We start from the raw sequence: 23,170 nt of genomic DNA on the forward strand, positions 1-23,170 counted from the left end.
TTAACATTGCCTAGCATAATCATAATTATTTGGGGCGTAATCAGTCGCAAGGAGTGGATTTTAACAAAAAGCCCCTCTCCCGCCGCAGTGGGAGAGGGGTTGGGGTGAGGGAACCCAGACTTATTGCTTTTTGGTTGCGGCAGCAATCAAGGCATGCACGCCGCTGATCAACTCGCTAGGGTTGGGATGTAAGCCTTCGCCCAACAAGGCTGTGCCATACAATTGTTGCACCGCAACGTTGAACAATTCGGCTTGATCTGGCTCGTCGAGCAGAGCTGCCAAGTTGTGCACGATCGCGTGGCGTGGGTTGAGTTCAAGAATCCGGCTTGGCACGCTATATTCTTGGCCCATCATGCGCCGAATGCGATCCATATCGCGGCCAAAATCATCGCTAGGCGCGGCCAAACGCACCGGGTTGCTACGCAGCAACTTTGAGCCACGCACTTCGCTGATTTGCTCGCCCAATAATTCTTTGATCCGGTCGCCAAGCTGACCGAGAGTAGCTGCTGAGAGCGAGCCTTCTAGCTCAACATCGTCGCCGGCAATATCGGCATCATCGACTGAGCGCAATTTTTTGCCTTGGAAATCGCGCAAGCTGGAAATGACAAAGCTATCGATCGTTTCATGCATCAATAGCACTTCGTAGCCGCGTTCGTTGAAATAATCGAGGTGCGGCGAACGCCGAGCGGTTTCCACATTGTCGGCAATCACATAATAAATATCTTCTTGGCCTTCTTTCATACGCTCGACATACTCGCTAAGCTTGGTCAAGCCCTCGCCGTTAGTCGAGTGGAAGCGCAACAGTGGCTCGATTTGGCTGCGCGTGCCAGGATCGGTGACCAAGCCTTCTTTGAAATATGGCCCAAATTCGCGCCAAAAATCAGCAAATTTTTCGGCATCATTTTCGGCCAAGGTTTCAATTTCTTTGGTAATTTTGTTGGTAATAATTTTGGCAATTTGGCGTAATGTGCCGCTGCTCTGCACGGTTTCGCGCGAGACATTCAACGGCAAATCTTCCGAATCGACCACACCTTGGACAAAGCGTAGATGCTTGGGCAACAATTCTTCGTTGCGCTCTTGAATGAGCACCTTGCGTGAATAAAGCTTCAAGCCTGGATCAGGAATTTGGCGCATCATGCCTTGCTCACGTTTGGAGGGCAAGAACAAAATTGCGTGCAAATCGACCGGAGCATCGGTGCTAATGTGAACCGTGCTCAGTGGCTCATTGAAATCCATCGTAGTTTGGCGATAGAAATCATTATATTCTTCTTGGGTAACTTCGCGTGGCTGCTTGCGCCAAAGCGCCGTGCGTTGGTTGAGCACCTTCTTTTCGTCGCCCTCAGCCGAATAAATTGGGAAGGCCACAAAATTGGAGTGTTGGCGCACAATTTGGTCAAGCTTCCAGCGTTCGGCATATTCTTCGGCATCTTCTTTGAGCACGATTTCGATCGTCGTGCCACGTTCGCTGCGTTCGGCGGCTTCCAAGGTGTAGGTTGCTTCGCCGCACGATGTCCAGCGCCAAGCAGTTGCATCGGGCTGATACGACAACGAGGTGACCCGCACTTCATCGGCAGCCATAAACACCGAGTAGAAGCCTACCCCAAATTGCCCAATAATTTCGCTGCTATTGGTTGGGTTGGCTTCGCCCAATTTTTGCAAAAAGGCCTTTGCGCCTGATTGCGCCACCGTGCCCAAATTCTTGATCATATCATCACGGGTCATGCCAATACCTGTATCGCTGATCCGAATGATCCGCGCATCTTTATCGGCTTCCAGCGTAATCGCTAATTCAAGCTCAGGGTCGCGCACATCTTGGTTAGTGAGCATCTCAAATTGCACCCGATTCAAAGCATCGGAAGCATTCGAGATTAATTCGCGCACAAAAATCTCGCGGTGGGTATACAGCGAGTGAATCAGAATATGCAAAACTTGTTGAATTTCAGCCTGGAATTGAAACTGTTCGCGCTCGTTGGCAACATCGTGTTGCTCAGCCATAGGTCTCTACTCCTTATAAAACACTTAATTGGGCTTAACTGCTAGTCCGATTGTAGCATAGCCCAGCCTGCTGCGAGAAGCTTGCTACGTTAGCGTTGTGTTGGAGATGCGCCCTAAGACCGAGGGCAGCCCAGTCAAAACTTGGTATAACTCAACTATTGTTTTGATTTGGAGGCGATTCATGCAAACACTATCAACGACTGCTGGCATCGTTTGGGTTGAGCAGCAGCAATTATAAATATTCCCCCTCTCCCATAAAGCGAAAATTGAGAAAATCACCTAACCAAACTCCCTTCTTCCTCAGTGGTAGGAAAAGGGTTGGGGATCAGGGAAATATGCGCTGCGGCTCAGCCAGTTGGGCTGAATCTTTCTAGCAGGAGTTGCATGTGCAACCGCAAGCGCGTTTTAGCTATTTGGTTTTATCATTTGGAACTCGGCTGATCTTAAGTTGTATTTTTACTGCCTCGATGCTCTATCGGATTCAAGTGCTCCAGCTCGATCCATTACAACTAGTGCTAGTTGGCACAATGCTTGAGGCCGCCGCCTTTGCCTTGGAAATTCCCACTGGAGTAATCGCTGATGTCTATAGTCGGCGTTTGTCGGTCGTGTTGGGAGTAGCCTTTTTGGGCTTAGGAGCGCTCAGCGAGGTTTGGCTGGGCAGTTTTGTTGGTAGTTTGTTGGCGCAAGTTATTTGGGCCTTGGGCTATACCCTCATGAGCGGCGCGACCGAAGCTTGGATCACCGATGAGCTCGGAGTTGAAGCGGTTGAAGCGTTGTTTCTCAAGGCCGCCCAACTCAACAGCATCGCCAGCCTATTTGGCATCGGGCTGGGGGTGGTGTTGGCAAATCTTGGCTTGGTATGGCCGATAGTCAGCGGTGGTATAGCCTTGGTTGGTTTAGCTATCACTATACGTTGGTTCATGCCAGAAACCCAGTTTAGCCCTGCGCCAGCTGCTGAACGCCAAAGTTGGGGCCGCTTTGGCGCAACCTTCAGCAATGGTTGGCAAGCGGTACGGGGGCAACCAGTATTATTGAGTCTCATGCTGATGAGTGCCATGGCCGGAGCAGCTTCCGAGGGCTACGATCGGCTGTGGGAAGCGCATTTGCTCAACAATATTGGCCTACCAGCATGGCTTGATCTCCAGCCAGTTACCTGGTTTGGGGCGATTGCTGCCTTAGGAACTTTAGCTAGTTTGTTGGCGGTTAGTGTGATTAAACGCTTGGCCAGCAACACCACCGAGCGCAGTATTTGGCTATTGCGTTGGCAATATGGCTTGTTGGCAGTGGGCTTGATTGGCTTGGCGATCGCCCAACAATTTATCATAGCTTTATTTTGGATTATGCTGATTCGAATGCTGCGCCAAAGCATTCAACCGCTGTATAGTGCTTGGCTCAATCGGCTGATTGAAAGTCGCAGCCGTGCGACAATTATTTCGATCAATAGCCAAGCTGATGCCTTTGGCCAGATTTTGGGCGGCCCAATCATTGGTTTAATCGCTAGTCGCATGGGACTCCCCGCAGCGTTTGTGGCAGCAAGTTGCTGTTTATGGCCAATGTTGGTGTTATTACGACGGAGGCAACTAAACCGCTAATAAATTAAAATTATTCGGCCTAAATCGATCAGCCATGTGTGTAGTTCGCTGCACCATGGCTGATTTTTTTAATTTTTAGCGCCCACTAAAAACCCAACAACTAAATAACAACTAAATAATTGTCGCATACGTGTCGCATGCCATTCACGGGATTGTCGCGCTGAGAAAGCGAAGCTGAGTTCAGTTCCAAATTGAACCAGCTTAGGAGGCTCCCAGTGTACAATTCATCAACGATTAGCCGCCGCATCGCTCTCGCCTTCGTTACCTTCGGCCTGATTTTTGCCAGTTTTGTTTACACTGCCCTCACAAGCAGCCAAATACCTCAATTTGATACACCAGCCGCCGCCAACACCGCTTGGCAATGGGGCGACATCGAAGGCATTACCGTCACCCAACAACTGCAAACTGCCCCACTCAACACCGCTTGGCAATGGGGCGACATCGAAGGCATTACCGTCACCCAGCAACTGCAAACCGCCCCGCTCAACACTGCTTGGCAATGGGGCGACATCGAAGGCATTACCGTCACCCAGCAACTGCAAACCGCCCCACTCAACACCGCTTGGCAATGGGGCGATATCGAAGGTATTACGGTCACCCAGCAACTACAAACCGCTCCACTCAACACCGCTTGGCAATGGGGCAACATCGAATCAAGCAAAGGGATGCTTTAGTTGAAGAGGAGAACGCGGCATGGATACAACAACCTTTCCTGAATTTTGGCACTCCATCCCGCGTGACATTGCCGCTTTGATGCCAAACTCACCTGAATTAGCCTATGATGCCCATTTGATCTTAAATTCGATCGCTCGCCATTCACATGAACTGTATCAACATTCGCTGCGGGTTGGCCACATGGCTTGGCATATGAGCCATAGCCTCGGCTTACCAACCTATGAACGACAACAAATTTGGTTGGCAGCCCTGTTGCATGATTGTGGCAAAACCCGCATGCCGCGCAGTCTATTGTTCCGGCCAGCAGCAAACAGCCCAGTTTGGGAAGTTGCGCTCTATCAACAGCATGTCAACGAAGGCATTGAGGTATTACGCGCTTATCCCACCCTGCACTTGCTAATTCCCTTAGTGGCTGAGCATCACGAACGGATCGACGGCACAGGCTTTCCACGTGGCAGCAAATACCCTGCCCGTAGCGCCCAAATTGTGGCGTTGGCCAATACGCTCGACCATTTGCGCACCCAACCAAACAGCCTTAGCCCCAATCTGCAAGGCTTAATCGATCAAGCAATTGATCAAGATTGGGATTCAGCAGTGGCCGCGACGGCGCTTAGTGCTTGGCAGCAAACGAAACTGGCTGAGGTTGGATAATTGTCTCTTGCCACTCGGCGGCTTGTTGTCGCAAGCGACTCCGCACCAAGGCCAAGGCATCAGCCGATTGATCTGCCGCAATCCAGCATCGCCCTAAACGTTGGGCCACCGCCGCCGTCGTGCCTGAACCACAACAAAGATCGGCTACCAGATCGCCCGAATTGCTTGCTGCGAGAATAATTCGCTCCAGCAAGCGTTCGGGCTTTTGGGTAGGGTAGCCCAAACGCTCGGCAGCCATGGGGTTGAGCATCGGAATATCCCAAACATCATCGACGGGAGTGCCATCGGGATGCGGCAAATAACGCTTGCCAGCCGCCGAACGAATGCCTGCCTTGGCAAAACCACTACTGGCTTTATATGGTTGGCGCATCGCTTGCAAATTAAACGTCCAATGCTGCGGATGTTTGCTATACCACAAAATCGTATCGTGTTTATGCGAAAAGCTGCGCCGCGCTCGCCCGCCGCCGGTGTAATGCCAAATAATTTCGTTGCGAAAACACTCAAAGCCCCAAGTATGATCGAGCAACACTTTGGCATAATGCACCGCCCGCCGATCAAGGTGCAAAAATAATGAGCCATGCTCAGCGACAATTTGGCGAGCAGCCAGCAAACGTTGCTCAAGCCAGGCCAAATATTCAGTTAAGCCACCTTGCCAGCGATCATCAAAAGCTCCAGCGCTATCGGCAAACACCCGACCAGCAGCAAACGGCGGATCAAGATACAACAGATCGATCGATTGGGGCGCGATTGAGCCGATAACATCGAACATTTCGCCTTGAATAAGCTGATTTGGTTGCTGCGAATTCACGCCTAGCCCTTCTAAACTATGCTAATGATTGAATCAACAAATTGGCCAAGCGTTCGCGACTGGTCGTTTCAAGTTGATAGAGATCTTGCTCAATATTGGTTTGGGTCATCAGCAAGCCATGGTGGCCTGCCTGCAATAAACTATATTCACGGCTCAACACCTGCTGGCCTTGATACAGCACTGCATTGAAAATCGTGGTGGTATGCGGCTGGCTCAGCAGTTCGATCAAGCGGATGGCTGCTTCAGCGGAAACACCTGAATTGCCCAAAGCTTGCAGGGCTGCTTGCTCCTCGCTTTGTTCAACTAAGCTACGGGCTTCGGCCAAAACATTGCTTTGAATATGGAAGCGCAAACTTAACTCCGCACTTCCCGCATAGCCACACCAATCGAGGCTGTAATTTGCTAGCTGCTCCAACGAACCAAAGGCCTGCAAGCGCTGCATATCAGAATTGAGCAGCTCGTGGAAAACCACCGAATCGGCGTGTTTATGCCCAAATGCCTGCAACACCGACCCATTCCCTTGCACATGATGGATGATCAAACTGCGTTGGGGGTAAGCACAGGTTGCGACCAAAGCCAGCGGGTCGCGGGCGATCATCAACATGCCATCTTGATCAGATTGAGCAAGCTGGCGTTGGCGTAATGCAGCTTCGCCAAGCTGGATTAATTGAGCATGCTCAGCAGGATTTTGAGCTGGGGCAACTCCCATAATGCTTGCTGCACTAACCACAGCACAAATTGTCACAATTTCAGCGCGGCTTAACTCAACCACTGTGTGCATACCAACCTCCAACGATCAATAAAGCTCACTCCATTGTAACGGCAAAATGGCTACGGCCATGCTAAAATGCGCTGAGCATGCGACTCAACTAATACAAGGAGATGGTTTGATGCAATTGACAATTTTGGGCTGTGGTGGCTCGATGGGCGTGCCAATGTTGGCCTGCAACTGCGCAGTCTGCACATCAACTGAGCCACGCAACCAGCGAACCCGCACCGCTGCCTTGATTCAAAGCCCAACCACAACAATGTTGATCGATCCTGGCCCAGATTTGCGGATTCAAGGCTTGCGCCATAATTTACAGCAGCTTGATGCAGTTTTAGTAACCCATCCACATCAAGACCATATTGGCGGCATCGACGATTTGCGGCCATTTACCTTGCATACCCAACGGATCTTGCCGCTGTATGCCAATCAATTTACCCTTGATCGGATTCGCTACCAATATGATTATGCCTTTGCTAGCGGCGAATCGGCTTCAACTCGCCCGAGCTTGGGCTTAAATTTGCTTGATGGCTCAGCATTGCAGATTGGCGATGTGTCGATTATTCCCTTGCCGATTGAGCATGGCGATTGGCAGATTTTGGGCTTTCGGATTGGCGATTTGGCCTATATGACTGATGTGAGCCATATTCCCGAGCCAACCTTTGAGCTGTTGCATGGCGTAAAGAGCCTGATTATCGGGGCATTGCGCCACGAGCCACACCCCTTGCATTTTACAGTGGAGCAAGCACTTGCGGCAGTTGCACGAATTCAGCCTGAGCAGGCATTTTTTGTGCATATGAGCCATAGCCTTGATTACACCACTGAGCATGCCACGCTGCCCAGCCATGTGCAACTCGCCTATGATGGCTTGGTGTTGTCAATTGGAGAATGAGACTTTTTGATCACGAAATGAGACTTTTGCTCAGCGTCGCGATGCTATGCTACAGCCATCGGAATCAAGAAGGAGTGTAGCAATGCAACGACAAACTCGCCAACTTTGGCGCTCGACGCTGAGCCTGTTAGGAACGATTGGATTAATCGCTAGTAGTTTTTCAATCACCACCAGTTCAACTTCGGCCCAAACCAGCAGTAGTGCCCAACCATGTTTGAGTGGTGATCCATTCCAACTGGCCGCGCTCAAAACCAAGCTTAGCCAAGCTAATCCACCCAGCGGCGTTCAACGAGTCAATCGCACCTTGACGGTCGAATTTATTACCACTGGGGTGCTAACCGACGAAGCCCCAACCTTGCCAGTGTTGCCAGCAGAAGTTGGCGATGATGAGCCATACGAACGTGATCCTGTTCCTGCTTCAACTGCCACCTTCCGCGTGTTCAACACCCTAACCTTGAACGAATTTCGGGTGGTGATGCAAGCGAGCACGGTCGGCACAATTCGCGATTGCTACGAGCGCAACGATTTGCTCAATGGCAAAATACCCACCGATTACATTGGCGATATTGATGCCCCGCCACCACCGCAACGTAGCAAGCAAACCGAAGTGTTCACGCCATTTGGTTGGAGCAATGCCGATGATAACCGTGAATTAAAAACCAACCATACCCAATTTCCATTACGCACAATCAGCCAATTTTCGCGGGTGAGCGGCAACCAAGATTCCAACTGTACTGGCACCTTTGTTGGGCCACGTCACTTAATTACGGCGGCACATTGTATCAATCGTGAAGCAACGAATGTTTGGTTTACCACCAAAGTCACGCCTGCTCGCAATGGCACGGGTACTGGCTCAGCGCCCTATGGCTCAAGTGTAATCATGCCTGATCCAGAACCACCAGTCGAATCATGGTATTGGACCTTTGAGGAATGGCGCAACCCGAACCAAAGCAATCGTACTCGTTGGGACATTGGAATGATCGTCGTGCCTAATCGTTTGGGTGATACCACTTCATGGATGGGCGTTGCTCCACGCACAGCAACCTATTTGAAGAATACAACCAGCTATAATCGTGGCTACCCCAACTGTAATGGCGATGGAGCGACTCGTGGCAATGCTCCAGCTGGCTGTCAAGTAGCGCGAATGTATGGTGATCCCGGCAATTGTGGCGCACGCTGGTTCAAGAATTTAGATGGTGCTGGTTGGTCGATGCGCTACGATGTCAAATGTGATGCTAGCGCTGGCCATAGTGGCAGCCCAGTTTATCATTACGAATACAGCGCTCATCACGGCAAAGATATTCCAGTTGTGTCAGCAGTGATTATCACCGAAGAATGTTTCACCTGTTCAAATCTGAATTCATATGTCAATACGGTGCGCCGCGTAACGCCTTCAGTCATCGACAACTACGTCGCCTTACGCGAAATCTTCAACTAGCACACTCAACCATCCACAACAAAGCCCGCTGCAACTCGTGCAGCGGGCTGTTGGCATTATTGGCGACCTTCTTTTTTGCGCTGACGATGATATTTCGCCATTGCCCGACCCCATTCTTTAGCCTTTTGTTGGCGCGGATTGGGCGGTGGGCGATCATCATTTTTGCGTTCGCGGCGCTCAGCTATTTCTTCAGTTTCTTGGTCTTCCAACCACTCTTCATTCAAATAATCGCGTGTTTGGCCTTTCATGGCGACAGCGTACTCCTCAATAGAAATTGATTCCGCAACGACGAGCGCTACGGGGAGCCTGCCCCAGGGCCGATGTTAAATTAGGCTATCGTGCCCCAGCTACTTATAGCTCCCCATTTGAGAACACAATTACAGCAGCCATATGCACCCTCCTTGATTTCAAAATGTCATCTGGTCGATAGTGTAAATAGCATACCAATTTTTTGGCTCCATCGCAAGACTGAGTTTTAGTCAAAAAGGTGTTAACTTGCCTACCCTAATTAACCAAAAAACCACCCCTATGACCTAGCATAGAGGTGGTTTGAGCCAAGCGAGCACGGTTTATTCGACGGTGAACTCACCATCAACTACACCATCATCAGCGGACTTAGCGTTGGCAGGTGCGCCCGCAGCAGCAGCTTGGTCGCTGTACTGAGCTTCGCCAATGCTCATCAAGGTTTGTTGCAAGGTAGCCATTGCAGCTTGAATCCCAGCATCATCCTCGGCGGCAATCTTCGAGCGCAAGTCGGCAATTTGAGCTTCGGCTTGGCTCTTGACACTTGGGTCAACCTTATCGCCTAAGTCGTTGAGCGTTTTTTCGGCTTGATAGGCAATATTATCAGCTTGGTTTTTCAGCTCAATCTTGGCACGGCGAGCTTGGTCGGCTGAAGCATTCGATTCAGCATCACGCACCATCTTTTGCACATCGTCTTTGCTCAGGTTGGTGCTAGCAGTAATCGTGATCTTTTGCTCTTTGTTGGTGGCCTTATCTTTGGCCGAAACGTTGATAATGCCATTGGCATCGATATCAAAAGTCACTTCGATTTGCGGCACACCACGTGGTGCAGGCGTAATTCCTTGCAATTGGAAGCGAGCCAAAGTCATGTTATCGCCAGCCATCTCGCGTTCGCCCTGCAAAACGTGAATATCAACCGCAGTTTGGCCATCAGCCGCCGTGCTAAATACTTCCGATTTGCGGGTTGGGATGGTGGTGTTGCGATCAATCAACTTGGTCATAATCCCACCAAGGGTTTCAACGCCCAACGACAATGGCGTTACGTCGAGCAAGAGCACATCTTTAACTTCGCCGCCCAACACACCAGCTTGGATGGCTGCGCCAATTGCCACGACTTCATCAGGGTTCACACCCTTGTGTGGATCTTTGCCCGTCAGTTTGCGTACCAATTCTTGCACCACTGGCATCCGAGTTGAACCACCGACCAAGACCACTTCATCAATTTGGGTGGCCTTCAAGCCAGCATCCTTGAGCGCTTGAGTGAATGGCCCTTTGAGCCGTTCGGTCAAATCGGCGGTCAATTGCTCGAACTTCGAACGGGTCAAGTTGGTGACCAAGTGCTTGGGTCCGCTAGCATCTGCCGTGATAAAGGGCAAGTTGATTTCGGTTTCCATGGTCGTCGAGAGTTCCATCTTGGCTTTTTCAGCAGCTTCTTTCAAGCGTTGCAAGGCTTGCTTGTCGCTGGTAAGGTCAATACCTTGATCTTTTTTATACTCGTCAATCAACCACTTCACAATCCGATGGTCATAGTCATCGCCGCCAAGGTGGGTATCGCCATTGGTGGCCTTGACCTGAATCACGCCATCGCCAACTTCGAGCACTGAAACGTCGAATGTACCACCACCAAGGTCGAAGACCAAAATCGTTTCATCGTTCTTTTTATCAAGACCATAGGCCAAAGCGGCAGCAGTTGGCTCGTTGATAATCCGCAGCACTTCCAAACCTGCAATTTGGCCAGCATCTTTGGTTGCTTGGCGTTGGGCATCGTTGAAATAGGCTGGAACGGTAATCACCGCTTGGCGTACAGGCTCGCCCAAATATTGTTCAGCATCGTTTTTGAGCTTTTGCAAGGTCATAGCTGAAATTTCTTGAGGAGTGTAATCTTTGCCAGTGCGTGGAACCCGCACCCGAGCATCGCCACGTGGGCCATTGACAATTTCGTATGGAACGGTGCTACGTTCTTGATTTGCTTTATCAAACTCCAAGCCCATAAAGCGCTTGATTGAGAAAATGGTATTTTCAGGGTTGACAGTTGCTTGCCGCTTGGCAGTTTGCCCAACCAATCGTTCGCCGTTTTTCGAGAAGGCCACAACTGATGGTGTGGTGCGACCACCTTCAACGTTTGCAATAACCGCTGGATCGCCACCTTCCATAACAGCGACTACCGAGTTGGTTGTCCCCAAGTCGATCCCTACAATCTTTGCCATAGCGGTTAATCCTCCAAAAAATGTGTTTATTGATATGTCTAATTGGTTTGTATTGTTATTGGAACAGGCGTTGCATCGCTGCCCGACCTGTGTATGGAGTATAGCCGATCATCCACTAGAACAATATAGATGGAGTGTTAGTTTTGTGTAAGAGATGATTAACAAGGAGTAAATCAAAAGGCAAAAGGCAGAAATCAAAAAGATGAGGGATGAAGTTGAGAACATAGAACATAGAGCAAAGAACATAGTCATTGGAGATCGGTTGCTGGAGATTGGGGATCGGTATTTAACGCAGAGGCGCAGAGAGTTAAGCATGAGGGCTGAACGCAAAAGGCCGAAGTCAAAAATCAAAGAACAGAGAGCCTAGAACATAGAACATAGGCATTGAAGATTGGTTGCTGGGGGTTGGGGATCGGAGCTGAATCATTGGTAATGGTCAATGGGTTTGACTAGGATAATTGGTGGAATTCGTGCAATTTGTGACTAAAAACTTAACTTTGTGCCCTTCGTGGATCAAAATGGGGATCAGTCGCCTGACCCCCGATCCCTGATCCCTCGCCCCTCGGCACTAATTACGTGCTTTCAAGGCCGAAACACTATTGACTGTGCGTTGCAAATCGCTGAGCGTAAAGGGTTTTTGCAAGAAGCCCGCCAAACCATCATTCAATAGTGGGTCGAGCATCGAATCGACGCTATAGCCGCTCATCAAAACGATTGGCACATCGCCGCGAATGGCTCGCAAGCCATGGGCGGTATCGATGCCATTAAATTGGGGCATGGTCAAATCAAGCAACACCAATTGATATTCATGGGCATGTTCACGAAAGACTTTGATCGCACTCTCACCATCACTAAATCCTTGAACAGTTAGGCCTAAACGTTGCAGCATGCGTTCAGTAACCGTGCGAACTGCTGGTTCATCGTCGATCAGCATAACGACATTATGCACTGAATGAACGTCCTCGTTCGGCGCTGCGGGGGTTGGCTGCAAGATCGAATGTGGTGGTAATAACACAGTGACCTCCGTTCCCATTTGCGGTTGGCTCCACACGGCAATTGACCCATGATGCGCTCGTACCATACCCAAAACAGCGGCTAAACCAAGGCCGCGTCCCGTAAACTTGGTACTAAAATAGGGATCAAACATCAGCCGTTGGGTGCGAGCATCCATACCAACACCGTTATCCCGAATACTTAGGGTAAGATAGCTGCCAGGCGCAAGTTTGGGTAAGCCAGTAGCGGTATGCGGAGCTTGGGTGTAGGTTTGGAGCTTGCTGGTAATCTGAATTGCTCCATAGCGATGCTCGATCGCCTCAACACTATTTTTGAAGATACTCAAGATCATTTGGCGGATTTGATTAACATCGCCTTTGAGTAGCCCTAATTGGTCGTCAAGCTCATAGGTTATGCTAGTCGTTGGATGGGCCTGCTCACTAAGCGTCGTGGTTAGCTCACGCAATTGCTCATTCAGATCGACCGTACTACTGACAAAAAGGCTGCCTCCGGTATAGGCGACAATCTGCTGGGTTAGCTCGGTTGCCCGAATTGCGAGCTTTTCGATCTCTTGTAGTTGTTGATAAATTGGGTGGGTCGGAATGAGATCGAGCAAACCAAGGCTAACATTGCCACGAATGCCCATCAAAATATTGTTGAAATCGTGGGCGATGCCTCCGGCGAGCAGGCCAAGACTTTTGCGTTTTTCGCGTTCGTTGGCAAGTTGTTGGGCAGCTTCACGTTGTTGGATGGCCGTATGATCGCGAATTACTATCTGTACCGCTGTATTACCAGCAAAAGTTATGGGAATAATGGTCAACCTTAGGGGGATTTCTGGCGTTTTGGTTGTATCATATTGCAATTCATGGCTCAGCGCTTGGTTGGTGGTAATCGCTTGATCAAACAATTTTTGAATGCTATTCGATGTTTGTTCGAGCAAGCCTGCGAGATCGCTCCCAAGCAATTGATGGCGATTTTCAAAGCCCAACAATTCAATCCCAATTGCATTAATATAGACAATTCGGCCAGCCTGTTGCACCACAATCCCATCAGGCATGGCATCGAGCATGGCCCGATAATGTTGATCGATCAGGCTATTTGGTCGCCAAAGCGCTGCTTGAGCAATTGCCTTGCTAAGTTGTTGGCAAACATTCGCCAGAATTTCCGCATCAGCTTGATTCAAGGTATCAACAATACTCTCGATCATCAATACCCCCAGCAATTGTTGCTCAGCCAAGAGTGGAATGCAGATCGAGGATTGGATGTGGGGATGGCTACGAATAAAATCGGGGTCTTGATCAACATAGGCAATCAAATAGGCTTGTTTGGTGCGGGCGCAGCGCCCAACAATGCCCTGTTGAAAGCTCAGTTGCTCGGGGTTATGCCCAAAGCCATGTTGGCATTGCAGTTGCAAAATATCGGTGTGGGCAGCGTAAATGCTAATTAAGCTATTGGCAAAACTTGCAGCAATCGCCGTAACGATTTGGCGATACAGCATATCTAAGGGCAAGTTTTGGCGCAGAATTGATTGAGTCTGTTCGAGCAAGCCACCACGATCAGACTGGGGCTGAACAGCTTCGGCGGCATATTCATGGCGAGCAAGACTAGCATGCTGGGCAACGGTGGGCTGTTCGCTGGCGTGGTGTGGGTCCATACGTCCTCCCTAGATCAGGATGGGACACAACGACAGAGTATAGTGGCTCGTTTCCTAGCAGTCTATAGTTCTTTTAGTGAGTCTTACCCATGACTTATTTCGCCCCACGCTTGTTGCAAGCGCTCAGTAATTGCCTGCCAATCATAGTTGGCGGCCACAAAACGACGAGCAGCCATCGCTAAGCCTTGAGCAAATTGGCGTTCGCGCAGCAGTTTGAGGGTGGCTTGGGCAAATTCAGCGGGAGTATCGGCCAGCAAACAATGTTGGTTTGGCACTAAACCTGTGACCCCGTCAGCGCCCATTGTGGTTGAGACCAGCGGGGTTTCGGTGGCTAAAGCTTCGAGTAATTTGAGCCGCACGCCGCCGCCCATGCGCATGGGCAAGACGAACACTGCTGCCTTATTGAAATAGGGCTGCACGCTGGGTACATTCGGGATAATTTCAATCACGCCAGGCTGGGCTAATTGCAAAACCGCTGGAGTTGGCGCACGCCCAACAATCATCAACTTCGTCTCAGGTCGTTCAGCCCGAATTAATGGCAACACTTCTTGAATAAACCAGCGCAAGGCATCGATATTCGGGCGAAAATCCAAACTGCCAGTAAAAAGCAGCGTATTTGGATCGTACTCACGCGGCATGCTTGGGCTGAATTGCTGGCTATCAACGCCATTTGGCACAACATGCAGTGTTTTTTTAACCCCAATTTTTTGCAGCATGGCTCGATCTTCGGGCGAAACCACGTAAATTTGATCAAGCTGATTACAAACTAAGCGCTCGTAGCGAGCCAATTTGCGCCATTGAATCGCCGAATAGAGCGCGGCATGCCAACGTTTCTGCTGTTGGCGGTCGGTTTGGGCGGCCCGCTGTTGCAGCACATATTCAGCATTCCATTGATCAAGCGTTGCCGGAATACCCCAACGCTGCGCTTGCAAGGCATACTGCGCCATCTCGATGCTTTCAGCTTGCACCAAATCAAAACGATTGGTATTGAGCAAACTGGCCAAGGCCGAACGAAACATCTCCGAAGGCGCACGCAAGACCATATCGGGCAGCGGCGAGGTTAGGGTTGTCCAAGTGCGTTGGGCCAAATTACGGCGCGGTGCAGGAATTAACGTTAAATGGCAATAGCGATTGAGTGGTTGGGCAGCGGCGCTAACAATATGGCTCGGCGAGAGGCTTAAACACCATAATTCATGTTGGCGACTTAGCTCACGCAGCAATTGAAACATGCGTTGCGTGCCGCCGCTGTTGGCCGGATAGGCTGGGTATGGTGTGAGAAACAGAATTCGCATCGGTCAATCAGGGGTATTGCACAAGAAGAATTGAGCATCACGCCCAGCGTGGTAGGCATAGCGCACGCCAGCAACTTCGAGCACTACCCGAAAACCTGGGGTGAGCACCGCCCGCCCGATGCCGCCATTATCGGCGCAACCTAAATTGCTGGCAGGCCAGGTCAGGGCTTCATCGATCAGCACATTAATTTGCTCGGCTGGGGTCGCAAATTGAGCCTGATGCAAACTGATCACGGTTTGGGCATTGCTGGATGAGGGCTGGCTGGCCATAGTTGGTTCCTGCGTCAGCGTTGGGACAATTGGGCTAGTGGTTGGCAACGGTTGCGCAACAGCGCCACAGCTGATCAACAGCCATGGGCTTACAAGCAGAGCAATGGTACAATTGAGCCGCTGTCGCCAACGACGAGAGCACGTAGTTTTCATAGCCCAAAGGATACCACAAATGCGAAGTCATGCGATTGCCATTGCCAAAGCCGCAGGCCAAATTCTGCGCGATGGATTACGCAATGAGCGTCAGATTCAACATAAAAGTGCCGCGATCGATCTGGTTACCAATATCGATTTAGCTAGCGAAAAATTAATTGTCAGCCAACTACGCGAACAGTTTCCTGATCATCGAATTGTTGCCGAAGAATCGGGCGATGATGGTCGTACCGCTGAATATTGTTGGGTAATCGATCCGCTTGATGGCACGACCAATTATGCCCATGGATTCCCATTCTTCGCGGTTTCAATCGCCTTATTGCACAACAATCAGCCGACAATTGGCGTGGTCTATGATCCATGGCGCGATGAATGTTTTGTGGGCGAGCGCGGGGTTGGCGCTTGGCTCAACGATCAACCATTACATGTCACCAACACCGACACGGTTGATGCCGCCTTGCTCAGCACGGGCTTTCCCTACACAATTCGCAGCAATCCCGATAACAACATCGCTGAATTTACGCGGATTGTAGTCAAAGCCCAAGCAATTCGCCGTGGCGGAGCCGCCGCCTTGGATATTTGTTATGTGGCAGCTGGTCGTAGCGAAGGCCACTGGGAGTTAGGCCTCAAGCCTTGGGATACCGCTGCCGCCGCCGTGGTTTTGGCCGAGGCTGGTGGCAAACTCAGCACCTGGACTGGCGCAGATTGGAATCCATGGATTGATCGCTTGGTAGCAACTAACGGTGCTGTGCATGCTGAACTGGTCGAATTATTACAAGCCTAATTCCATTTTTTAGCCTAGAAAGCTCTTGCCAGATTGCAAGAGCTTTTTTGTTGTGTTGCTTTCCCTCACCCCCTAGCCCCCTCTCCCGCCCAGCAGGCGAGGGGGAATTCCTCCATCATGAACCATGGAACGCCCCACGCCCGCCGCAGTGGGAGAGGGGTGAGGGGACACCATGAACTGCCAACCTTATAAACCATTACAACGAGCAATAACAATCACGTTATTTTAGCATTCTAGCAACAACATATTGGAAAAAATTTCAGAACCCGTACAAGCCACTAATTGCACTTTAGGGGGTGCAGGGGGATGAAAACCCCTTGCGTTCCCCGCCTTGAGGCGGGGCGGAGGGGTGGTGATCATTATAAATCCCAAATATTCATAGGCACGAGGCGTTAGCAACCATATTCAACTTTGATTCAAGGAGCATGACAATGATACTAATGCCCTGGATAACTACCCAATTTTATTAATCACAGGTAAAAAATTAGGGCTAATGGGCTATGGTCAATTTGGGCTAGGGCTGCGATAGTACCCCTGCATCATTGTTGCCTATTTTGGAGTGTGTATGCAGGTTGTTCAGTATTGGCTACGGACTAAACGGCGCTGGTTCATTGTCAGTGCCCTGATTTTTTGTTTAGTTGGCTCAGTGGCAGGCCAAGAACCTCAGGCCTTGGCTGGCGGCAGCATGAATTATCTGCCAGCGGTTATGTTTAATGCCGATTTAGATATTCATAATCGCCAATCGGTAGTGAACTTTTATCAAAATTATTATCTCACCTCGATGGCGGTCGATATTGGTTGGACGGGCAACGCCAGCACATGCACGCCTGGCACAACCACCCAAGCGTTCCGCGATACGGTTTTAGCCCGAATTAATTATTTTCGGCGCATGGCTGGCATGGGCACAGTAACGTTTGATACAGCTTTGAATGCCAAGGCTCAGCAAGCGGCCTTGATGATGAGCCGCAACCGCACGCTCAATCATTATCCGCCCAGCAATTGGCTGTGTTATACCGCCGAAGGCAACGAGGCTGCTGGCAAATCAAATTTAGCGGCTGGAGTAACCGCCAATGGCACTGGCGCGATTGGCTTATATATGTCCGATGACAACACGCCCAGCGTTGGGCATCGACGTTGGTTGCTGTATCCGCCGACGCTCAAAATGGGCACAGGCGATGTCAAAGCCCAAACAGGCACGCTCGATGCTAATAGTTTGTGGGTGGTTGGCAATACTGGCCCACGCCCTGCCACCCGCACCGAATATATTGCTTGGCCACCAGCGGGCTTCGTGCCTTTTATGAATGCCTACAAACGTTGGTCGTTTAGTTTGCCCAGCGCCAATTTTGCCAATGCCGTAGTGACAATGCAAAAGAGTGGTCAGCCGCAAGCACTGACAATCGTCTCGCGCAGCGGCGGGATTGCCGATAATACCATTGTTTGGGATGTTACAGGCTATGTTACATGGCCAGCGCCTGCCAGCGATATCACCTATACTGTGAATGTGAGTAATGTGGTCCAGAATGGCCAAACCCGCTCGTTCAGCTATCAGGTCACCGTGATTGACCCAAGTCGTTAGGGCGGATGGGCTATAGCCAAATCGTCAATTTTTTGTCAAAATTCATTAACTAATTCATTACACTGGAGGCATGGTATGCAGGTGGCATCTACTTGGCGGCGCAGCCGCTGGATGAGTTTGGTTGTAACAAGTTTGCTGGTATTTAGTTTGGTGGCCCCACTTGCAGCCCAAGAACCCCAAGCTATTGCTGGCGGCAGCATGAATTATCTACCAGCCGTTATGTCAAACCCTGAGCTTGATATCAATAACCGCCAATCGGTGGTCAATTTCTATACCAATTTCTACTTACCAAGCGAAGGCGTGGCCGATGGCTGGACTGGCAGCCAAGCCAGTTGTAACGCTGGCACAACCAGCCAAGCCTATCGCGATGCAATTCTGTTGCGAGTTAATTATTTCCGTAAAATGGCGGGCATGGCCGCAGTAACCCTCAACGAGAGCTACAATAGCCAAGCCCAACAAGCAGCCTTGATGATGAGCCGCAACAATAGTCTCAGCCATAGCCCACCAACGTCATGGGCTTGCTACACCGCCGCAGGTAGAACCGCCGCTGGCAAATCGAATTTATACTTAGGAGCAGTTGGCCCAGGTGCAATCACTGGCTATATGCGCGATCCAGGCACAGGCAATGGGGCAGTTGGTCACCGCCGCTGGATTCTTTACCCGCAAAATAAATCGATTGGCACTGGCGATGTGCCCAGCCGCAGTGGCTATGCTGGCTCAAATGCCCTCTATGTGATTACCAGTGATTTTGGCACAGCCCGACCTGCCACCCGCACCGAATATGTACCTTGGCCGCCCGAAGGTTTTGTGCCCTATCAAGTCGTTTTTGGGCGTTGGTCATTCTCATTGCATAATGGCAATGTAACCAATGCAACTATTACCATGCGCCAAGGGAGCACCAATATTCCAGTTACCAAAGAAACTGTTACCAACGGCTATGGCGAAAATACAGTGGTTTGGATTCCGCAGGGCTATAGCAATGGTTCAACCTGGAATCAACCCAGCGCCGATACCACCTACACCATCACGATTGGCAATGTTGTGGTCAATTCGCAAACCCGCTCCTTCACCTATAATGTAACTGTGATTAATCCAAACCAATAGCCGCTTTCCAAATAAAATCCTCAATTCAGACCGACAGTAGCCACGAGTTGCTGTCGGTCGTGATCTGTGCTGGAGGTGTGTGTGGCTCCCAAAATTGCTTTTATTCGTAAGGGGCGCTGGCCATTGGCGAATGTGCGAACCGCCGAAGCGCTACGTGCCCAATTTCCCGAATATGAACTACGCGAGATCGATTTAATTCCCATCATTCGACGCAAGCCTGCACTGGTTGCATTAAATGGCTGGTGGACATTACGTCAATATGCTGGCGACTTGGCGATGCGGCGGCGCGGCCCCAAAGATGCCTTTTTGATTACCAGCTATATTTTCCATGCTGTCAAGCATTTAGTAGCCGATTTGCTGCGCGATGACGAGTATTTGTTCAGCTTTCAGATGCAATCGTTGTTTGATGTCAGCGTGCCAAACATTCCTAATTTTGTGTATACCGACCATACCTTGTTGGCAAACCGTCAATATCCAGGCTTTAATCCAAGCTCGCTCTATCACCCTGAATGGATGAAGTTAGAGCCAAGCATTTATCAAAATGCCAAATTAGTCTTTACACGTTCAAATCATGTTTCGCGCTCATTGATCGAAGATTACCATTGTGATCCGGCCAAAGTGCGCTGTGTTTATGCTGGCAGCAATGCTCCGGTCATCAGCGAAGCGCCTGATCCAGCGCGTTATGCCAGCCAAAATATTGTCTATGTTGGGATAGATTGGGAGCGCAAAGGCGGCCCTGAATTGCTACAAGCCTTCGCCCAAGTGCGGGCAGTTTATCCCAATGCCACTTTGACGATCATCGGAGCAACGCCGCAAACCAACCAACCTGGGGTTGAGGTCATCGGGCGGATTCCGGTTGAACAATTGCCGCAATATTATCAACGAGCAGCCGTCTTTTGCATGCCCACCAAACTTGAGCCATTTGGCATCGTTACGATTGAGGCCATGAATTATTGGCTGCCTGTGGTTTCGACCAACCTTGGAGCCATGCCCGACTTTATCGAGCATGATCGTAACGGCTATTTGGTCGAGCCAGGCACAGTTGATCAGCTAGCAACTGCTTTGATCAAATTGGTCGGTGATCCTGAGCGCTGTCGGCGATTTGGGGCACGCAGTGTCGAAATTGCGGCACGTTATCGCTGGGAAGCGGTTGGATCAGCCATGCGCGAGGCGATTCAAAGTTGTATCTAATTTGGTATACCGCTAATTTTTAATTAGCGGTATATTTATTCTAATTCGTAAGAGAGTATTTCAAAATAAATAAATGATAGCCAATTAAGAAAGTTCTCATTAACTATTCCAAAAAATTCATTAGGATCAACTATTGATCCTGAATCAAAACTCTCATTTTTCCCTGTTAAAAAATGAAAATATTTATTCCTAATATTAATAATCATTTTAATAATATGTCTATTAGTTGTTTTTATTTGAGAGTAAGGGGTTTTAGAATACACATTAGCCTCTAATACTTTTTCTATAGTTTTATAATAAATTTCACCCCACGAAGGATGTTGAGATAATATATTAAAATCTACTGTAACATCTAGATTTGTGTCTTCTGTAATATCTTTCATAAAATTATCAAATATAGTTAGTTCTTTTTTATCCTTTGCAAAAAAAATTTGTAGTTTTTCAAAGGTTCCTTCAAAATTCTTAGTTCTAGATGCCCACATTAACGGAAGACAATAAGATATTCTTTCTAAAATTCTATAGATATGAACAAATGATGATACATGGTTATTTATTGATTTTTGATAAAAATAATGACAAAATTCAAAAAATATCTCTCTATGAAACATAAAATTCTTTGAACGACTTCTCATTACGGCTTTATCAAATTCTATAATTGTGAATGGATTAATAGAATTTTCAATAATATTCCATGAAAATCTTTCATTTTTCTTAAAAGGTAAAATGAAATAATTATTCCTTTGTTTTAATATCTTATTAGAGAATTCACATTTAATATCCAAAAATCCAGATAGCAATCTAACATTTAATGCCTTATATATAATATTAGATGATATTTGTAACGTAAAAGGTAGTTTATTAGAAATTCTTGGCGTTAGCATTTCTATTGGTGTAAATCTTAATTGAATAGACATTTAAAACCTCATTCCATTTCATTTAATAGTGATAGCATTTCTATCTCTTCTTTATTGATAAAATTATTAAAATTACTAATAAAATAATCAACAGACTTCCTTCTTTGAGAACTTAATCTTATTTTTGATGTATCAAATCCAGAAAACGTTTTCTCAAATTCCTTAACGGTTTGAGAAAAATCATTAGGATCAATATTTATTAAGTATTGAAAATTCCTTCTTATCCCGACACAGAATCCTATTAGATTATTAAGATTCTTAAACCATTCCATATTATACTCATTATCTACAACCATTTTATATATCAATTTAGTAATTTCATTAAACTCTAAATCATCACTTGTTATATCAGAATTTATTATCTTATCAGTTATTAATTCATTCATTTTACTTTCTATTATTTTCTGATTTTCAATATTAGTGGAAGCACTTAAAAATGCAATATATGCATTAATAATATCTGATTTATTAAAAGATTCCTTTAAATTAGATTTATCTTTTTCGTTTTTTAGCGATAGAGAAAGGTTATCAAAATTATATATATTACCCATCAGTATTTCTATTTGATGTCTAACTGTCATTGGTCTTTGGCCATTATTTAGTGTAATCATTCTATAGAGTAAATTATCCATCGATTCACAAATTATAATATTAAGAAATATTCTTTTATTTCTATTTACTTTTTCATTATCTTTAATTCTATCAAGTGTATTTAATCTTTGTATACCATCAAGAATAAAAGCGTTATGTATCTCTCTATTTACATATTCCTCTATTTGGTTATCGTTGTAATTATTTATAATGTCAATTTTATCAATAAATGCAATTGTTAGTGGAGGCATAATGCACCCATCAATTATATCCTTTTCTAATCTTTTATAAAATCTAGCTGATTGTAATTTTCTTTGTATATCCAATTTGTTTATCAATTCAATTAAGTTATCTATAGCAAAACTATAATTTGTAGAACCTGTTATGAATTTCCCTTTAATTACATCATCATAATCAATAGAAGAAATTTTGATTGACATAAATTCACCTCATAGTATTTATCTGAATACTTAAATACTATACACTAGAATTTTTATATGTCTACAGGTTAATTATGTAAATTACGGAGTAAAGGCTTAAGATTGTATACTTACGCCTGATGTGAGTTAGGCATCGTTGATGACCGTAAAGGTAAGCACATCGATCCCAAATCGTGCCCGCAACACCGCTTTCACGACCAAATGCGTCACCTTGCTGGCAATGCGGGTTACCAAGCCTTCCACGGTTTTGGCCAACAAGCGCTCACTATTGCGTCCGGTATTTTGCAGTTCATGAAACGTCCCTTCGATCCGTTCACGGATCGACCCCAGCAGGGCATCAAATGGAGCGGGATTCCGCCGTTGGTTCTGGCGTTTGGCCGTCCAGATGCGATTCTTGGTTGTGGCGCGAACATCGTGTTGCCACCGTTCACCCAGAAACCCTTTATCCGCCCACACGTCGGCATTGCTGATCTGGTCCAAAATTTCGTCCGCAGCGGCCCGCTCATCGGTATGGGCTGGGACGAGGTCATAGGCCACCGGAATGCCATCGAGGGTCGTGAGCATGACGAGTTTATACCCAAAATAATGCAGTTTGCGACTGACACAATAGCCATAGCTCGCGCTTCCGGCGAAATCGCTGCGGGTTTTCGGGCGCGTATAGCCCATCACGGGAATCGGTTTGGTATCAAGGATGACCTGTGGGCAGTCCACCATGGCCCATGACGTGAGCCATGAGCGGCGTAAGGGTTCGAGCAGACCACACAGGCGGCGGGCATGGCGATTGAATTGGCTTTGGTGGGGCAGGGTTGGAAACAGATCACCATGGGTTGCCCGCAGAAAGCCTAAGAAGCCGCGTTCGCTGGGAAAGGGGACGAGATCCATCGCCAACAGGATGGTCAGCACCTCGCTTGGCGCGAGGGCTGGCGCAGGCCCTGGGGAAG

The 23,170-nt window shown here is 48.2% G+C and carries 20 protein-coding genes; 9 read left to right on the plus strand and 11 right to left on the minus strand.

Features of this window, described 5'->3' with window-relative positions:
- Nucleotides 1-120: 120 nt before the first annotated feature.
- The gene (htpG, locus tag ABEB26_RS07595; protein ID WP_345721363.1) at nucleotides 121-1,995 is read right to left on the minus strand and encodes a molecular chaperone HtpG; all 1,875 of its coding nucleotides are present in this window, start codon (nucleotides 1,993-1,995) and stop codon (nucleotides 121-123) included.
- Between the two features lie 386 nt (nucleotides 1,996-2,381).
- On the opposite strand from htpG, the gene ABEB26_RS07600 reads away from it, so the two are divergent.
- The 3 genes from ABEB26_RS07600 to ABEB26_RS07610 all read left to right on the plus strand — a co-directional run bounded on the left by ABEB26_RS07600 (nucleotide 2,382) and on the right by ABEB26_RS07610 (nucleotide 4,913).
- Nucleotides 2,382-3,587 (plus strand): MFS transporter, encoded by a 1,206-nt coding sequence (locus tag ABEB26_RS07600; RefSeq protein WP_345721364.1) that lies wholly within the window; start codon nucleotides 2,382-2,384, stop codon nucleotides 3,585-3,587.
- A gap of 215 nt (nucleotides 3,588-3,802) precedes the next feature.
- On the plus strand, nucleotides 3,803-4,261 hold the full coding sequence (locus ABEB26_RS07605) for a hypothetical protein (protein WP_345721365.1): 459 nt from the start codon (nucleotides 3,803-3,805) through the stop codon (nucleotides 4,259-4,261).
- Between the two features lie 19 nt (nucleotides 4,262-4,280).
- On the plus strand, nucleotides 4,281-4,913 hold the full coding sequence (locus tag ABEB26_RS07610; RefSeq protein WP_345721366.1) for an HD-GYP domain-containing protein: 633 nt from the start codon (nucleotides 4,281-4,283) through the stop codon (nucleotides 4,911-4,913).
- Here ABEB26_RS07610 and ABEB26_RS07615 read toward each other — a convergent pair.
- Complete coding sequence (locus ABEB26_RS07615; RefSeq protein ID WP_345721367.1) at nucleotides 4,873-5,721, minus strand: DNA-methyltransferase; 849 nt, start codon at nucleotides 5,719-5,721, stop codon at nucleotides 4,873-4,875. The genes ABEB26_RS07610 and ABEB26_RS07615 overlap by 41 nt on opposite strands.
- 16 nt (nucleotides 5,722-5,737) lie before the next feature.
- Nucleotides 5,738-6,502 (minus strand): hypothetical protein, encoded by a 765-nt coding sequence (locus ABEB26_RS07620; protein WP_345721368.1) that lies wholly within the window; start codon nucleotides 6,500-6,502, stop codon nucleotides 5,738-5,740.
- A 109-nt stretch (nucleotides 6,503-6,611) separates the two neighbouring features.
- Here ABEB26_RS07620 and ABEB26_RS07625 point away from each other — a divergent pair, with 109 nt between their 5' ends.
- Together ABEB26_RS07625 and ABEB26_RS07630 are read left to right on the plus strand one after the other, a co-directional pair.
- The gene (locus ABEB26_RS07625) at nucleotides 6,612-7,379 is read left to right on the plus strand and encodes an MBL fold metallo-hydrolase (RefSeq protein WP_345721369.1); all 768 of its coding nucleotides are present in this window, start codon (nucleotides 6,612-6,614) and stop codon (nucleotides 7,377-7,379) included.
- An 82-nt stretch (nucleotides 7,380-7,461) separates the two neighbouring features.
- Nucleotides 7,462-8,817 carry a trypsin-like serine peptidase gene (locus ABEB26_RS07630; RefSeq protein WP_345721370.1) on the plus strand — a complete coding sequence of 452 codons (1,356 nt, stop codon included), beginning with the start codon at nucleotides 7,462-7,464 and terminating at the stop codon, nucleotides 8,815-8,817.
- Nucleotides 8,818-8,873: 56 nt separating this feature from the next.
- Here ABEB26_RS07630 and ABEB26_RS07635 read toward each other — a convergent pair whose 3' ends face one another.
- From ABEB26_RS07635 to ABEB26_RS07655, 5 genes are all read right to left on the minus strand, one after another.
- Nucleotides 8,874-9,065, minus strand: coding sequence for a hypothetical protein (locus ABEB26_RS07635; RefSeq protein WP_345721371.1), 192 nt, complete (start codon nucleotides 9,063-9,065; stop codon nucleotides 8,874-8,876).
- 321 nt (nucleotides 9,066-9,386) lie between these two features.
- Nucleotides 9,387-11,267: a molecular chaperone DnaK gene (gene dnaK / locus ABEB26_RS07640; protein ID WP_345721372.1), complete on the minus strand. Its 1,881-nt coding sequence runs from the start codon at nucleotides 11,265-11,267 to the stop codon at nucleotides 9,387-9,389.
- Between the two features lie 568 nt (nucleotides 11,268-11,835).
- Nucleotides 11,836-13,914, minus strand: a complete 2,079-nt coding sequence (locus ABEB26_RS07645; RefSeq protein ID WP_345721373.1) for a response regulator — start codon at nucleotides 13,912-13,914, stop codon at nucleotides 11,836-11,838.
- A gap of 83 nt (nucleotides 13,915-13,997) precedes the next feature.
- A complete protein-coding gene (locus ABEB26_RS07650) occupies nucleotides 13,998-15,206 on the minus strand; it encodes a glycosyltransferase (protein ID WP_345721374.1) in 1,209 nt (402 codons plus the stop codon).
- Between the two features lie 3 nt (nucleotides 15,207-15,209).
- On the minus strand, nucleotides 15,210-15,476 hold the full coding sequence (locus ABEB26_RS07655) for a hypothetical protein (protein ID WP_345721375.1): 267 nt from the start codon (nucleotides 15,474-15,476) through the stop codon (nucleotides 15,210-15,212).
- Nucleotides 15,477-15,648: 172 nt separating this feature from the next.
- Between ABEB26_RS07655 and ABEB26_RS07660 the strand changes: the two genes are divergently transcribed.
- From ABEB26_RS07660 to ABEB26_RS07675, 4 genes are all read left to right on the plus strand, one after another.
- Nucleotides 15,649-16,413, plus strand: a complete 765-nt coding sequence (locus tag ABEB26_RS07660; protein WP_345721376.1) for an inositol monophosphatase family protein — start codon at nucleotides 15,649-15,651, stop codon at nucleotides 16,411-16,413.
- A gap of 565 nt (nucleotides 16,414-16,978) precedes the next feature.
- A complete protein-coding gene (locus ABEB26_RS07665; protein ID WP_345721377.1) occupies nucleotides 16,979-17,989 on the plus strand; it encodes a CAP domain-containing protein in 1,011 nt (336 codons plus the stop codon).
- 75 nt (nucleotides 17,990-18,064) lie between these two features.
- Nucleotides 18,065-19,093 carry a CAP domain-containing protein gene (locus ABEB26_RS07670; RefSeq protein WP_345721378.1) on the plus strand — a complete coding sequence of 343 codons (1,029 nt, stop codon included), beginning with the start codon at nucleotides 18,065-18,067 and terminating at the stop codon, nucleotides 19,091-19,093.
- An 81-nt stretch (nucleotides 19,094-19,174) separates the two neighbouring features.
- The gene (locus tag ABEB26_RS07675; RefSeq protein WP_345721379.1) at nucleotides 19,175-20,284 is read left to right on the plus strand and encodes a glycosyltransferase family 4 protein; all 1,110 of its coding nucleotides are present in this window, start codon (nucleotides 19,175-19,177) and stop codon (nucleotides 20,282-20,284) included.
- A 35-nt stretch (nucleotides 20,285-20,319) separates the two neighbouring features.
- On the opposite strand, the gene ABEB26_RS07680 is transcribed toward ABEB26_RS07675, so the two are convergent.
- From ABEB26_RS07680 to ABEB26_RS07690, 3 genes are all read right to left on the minus strand, one after another.
- Complete coding sequence (locus ABEB26_RS07680) at nucleotides 20,320-21,198, minus strand: hypothetical protein (RefSeq protein ID WP_345721380.1); 879 nt, start codon at nucleotides 21,196-21,198, stop codon at nucleotides 20,320-20,322.
- A gap of 8 nt (nucleotides 21,199-21,206) precedes the next feature.
- Nucleotides 21,207-22,229 carry a hypothetical protein gene (locus ABEB26_RS07685; RefSeq protein WP_345721381.1) on the minus strand — a complete coding sequence of 341 codons (1,023 nt, stop codon included), beginning with the start codon at nucleotides 22,227-22,229 and terminating at the stop codon, nucleotides 21,207-21,209.
- 126 nt (nucleotides 22,230-22,355) lie between these two features.
- On the minus strand, nucleotides 22,356-23,170 hold an 815-nt coding region (locus ABEB26_RS07690; RefSeq protein ID WP_345721382.1), incomplete at its 5' end, for an IS982 family transposase.

This window comes from Herpetosiphon gulosus, from assembly GCF_039545135.1.
In the GTDB taxonomy this organism is placed as follows: domain Bacteria; phylum Chloroflexota; class Chloroflexia; order Chloroflexales; family Herpetosiphonaceae; genus Herpetosiphon; species Herpetosiphon gulosus.

Excerpts from the sequence above, each read along its gene's own strand:
- htpG (WP_345721363.1), bottom strand. The coding sequence starts at position 1,995 with ATGGCTGAGCAACACGATGTTGCCAACGAGCGCGAACAGTTTCAATTC.
- ABEB26_RS07610 (WP_345721366.1), top strand. The coding sequence starts at position 4,281 with ATGGATACAACAACCTTTCCTGAATTTTGGCACTCCATCCCGCGTGAC.
- ABEB26_RS07620 (WP_345721368.1), bottom strand. The coding sequence starts at position 6,502 with ATGCACACAGTGGTTGAGTTAAGCCGCGCTGAAATTGTGACAATTTGT.
- ABEB26_RS07625 (WP_345721369.1), top strand. The coding sequence starts at position 6,612 with ATGCAATTGACAATTTTGGGCTGTGGTGGCTCGATGGGCGTGCCAATG.
- ABEB26_RS07630 (WP_345721370.1), top strand. The coding sequence starts at position 7,462 with ATGCAACGACAAACTCGCCAACTTTGGCGCTCGACGCTGAGCCTGTTA.
- ABEB26_RS07635 (WP_345721371.1), bottom strand. The coding sequence starts at position 9,065 with ATGAAAGGCCAAACACGCGATTATTTGAATGAAGAGTGGTTGGAAGAC.
- dnaK (WP_345721372.1), bottom strand. The coding sequence starts at position 11,267 with ATGGCAAAGATTGTAGGGATCGACTTGGGGACAACCAACTCGGTAGTC.
- ABEB26_RS07645 (WP_345721373.1), bottom strand. The coding sequence starts at position 13,914 with ATGGACCCACACCACGCCAGCGAACAGCCCACCGTTGCCCAGCATGCT.
- ABEB26_RS07650 (WP_345721374.1), bottom strand. The coding sequence starts at position 15,206 with ATGCGAATTCTGTTTCTCACACCATACCCAGCCTATCCGGCCAACAGC.
- ABEB26_RS07655 (WP_345721375.1), bottom strand. The coding sequence starts at position 15,476 with ATGGCCAGCCAGCCCTCATCCAGCAATGCCCAAACCGTGATCAGTTTG.
- ABEB26_RS07660 (WP_345721376.1), top strand. The coding sequence starts at position 15,649 with ATGCGAAGTCATGCGATTGCCATTGCCAAAGCCGCAGGCCAAATTCTG.
- ABEB26_RS07665 (WP_345721377.1), top strand. The coding sequence starts at position 16,979 with ATGCAGGTTGTTCAGTATTGGCTACGGACTAAACGGCGCTGGTTCATT.
- ABEB26_RS07670 (WP_345721378.1), top strand. The coding sequence starts at position 18,065 with ATGCAGGTGGCATCTACTTGGCGGCGCAGCCGCTGGATGAGTTTGGTT.
- ABEB26_RS07680 (WP_345721380.1), bottom strand. The coding sequence starts at position 21,198 with ATGTCTATTCAATTAAGATTTACACCAATAGAAATGCTAACGCCAAGA.
- ABEB26_RS07685 (WP_345721381.1), bottom strand. The coding sequence starts at position 22,229 with ATGTCAATCAAAATTTCTTCTATTGATTATGATGATGTAATTAAAGGG.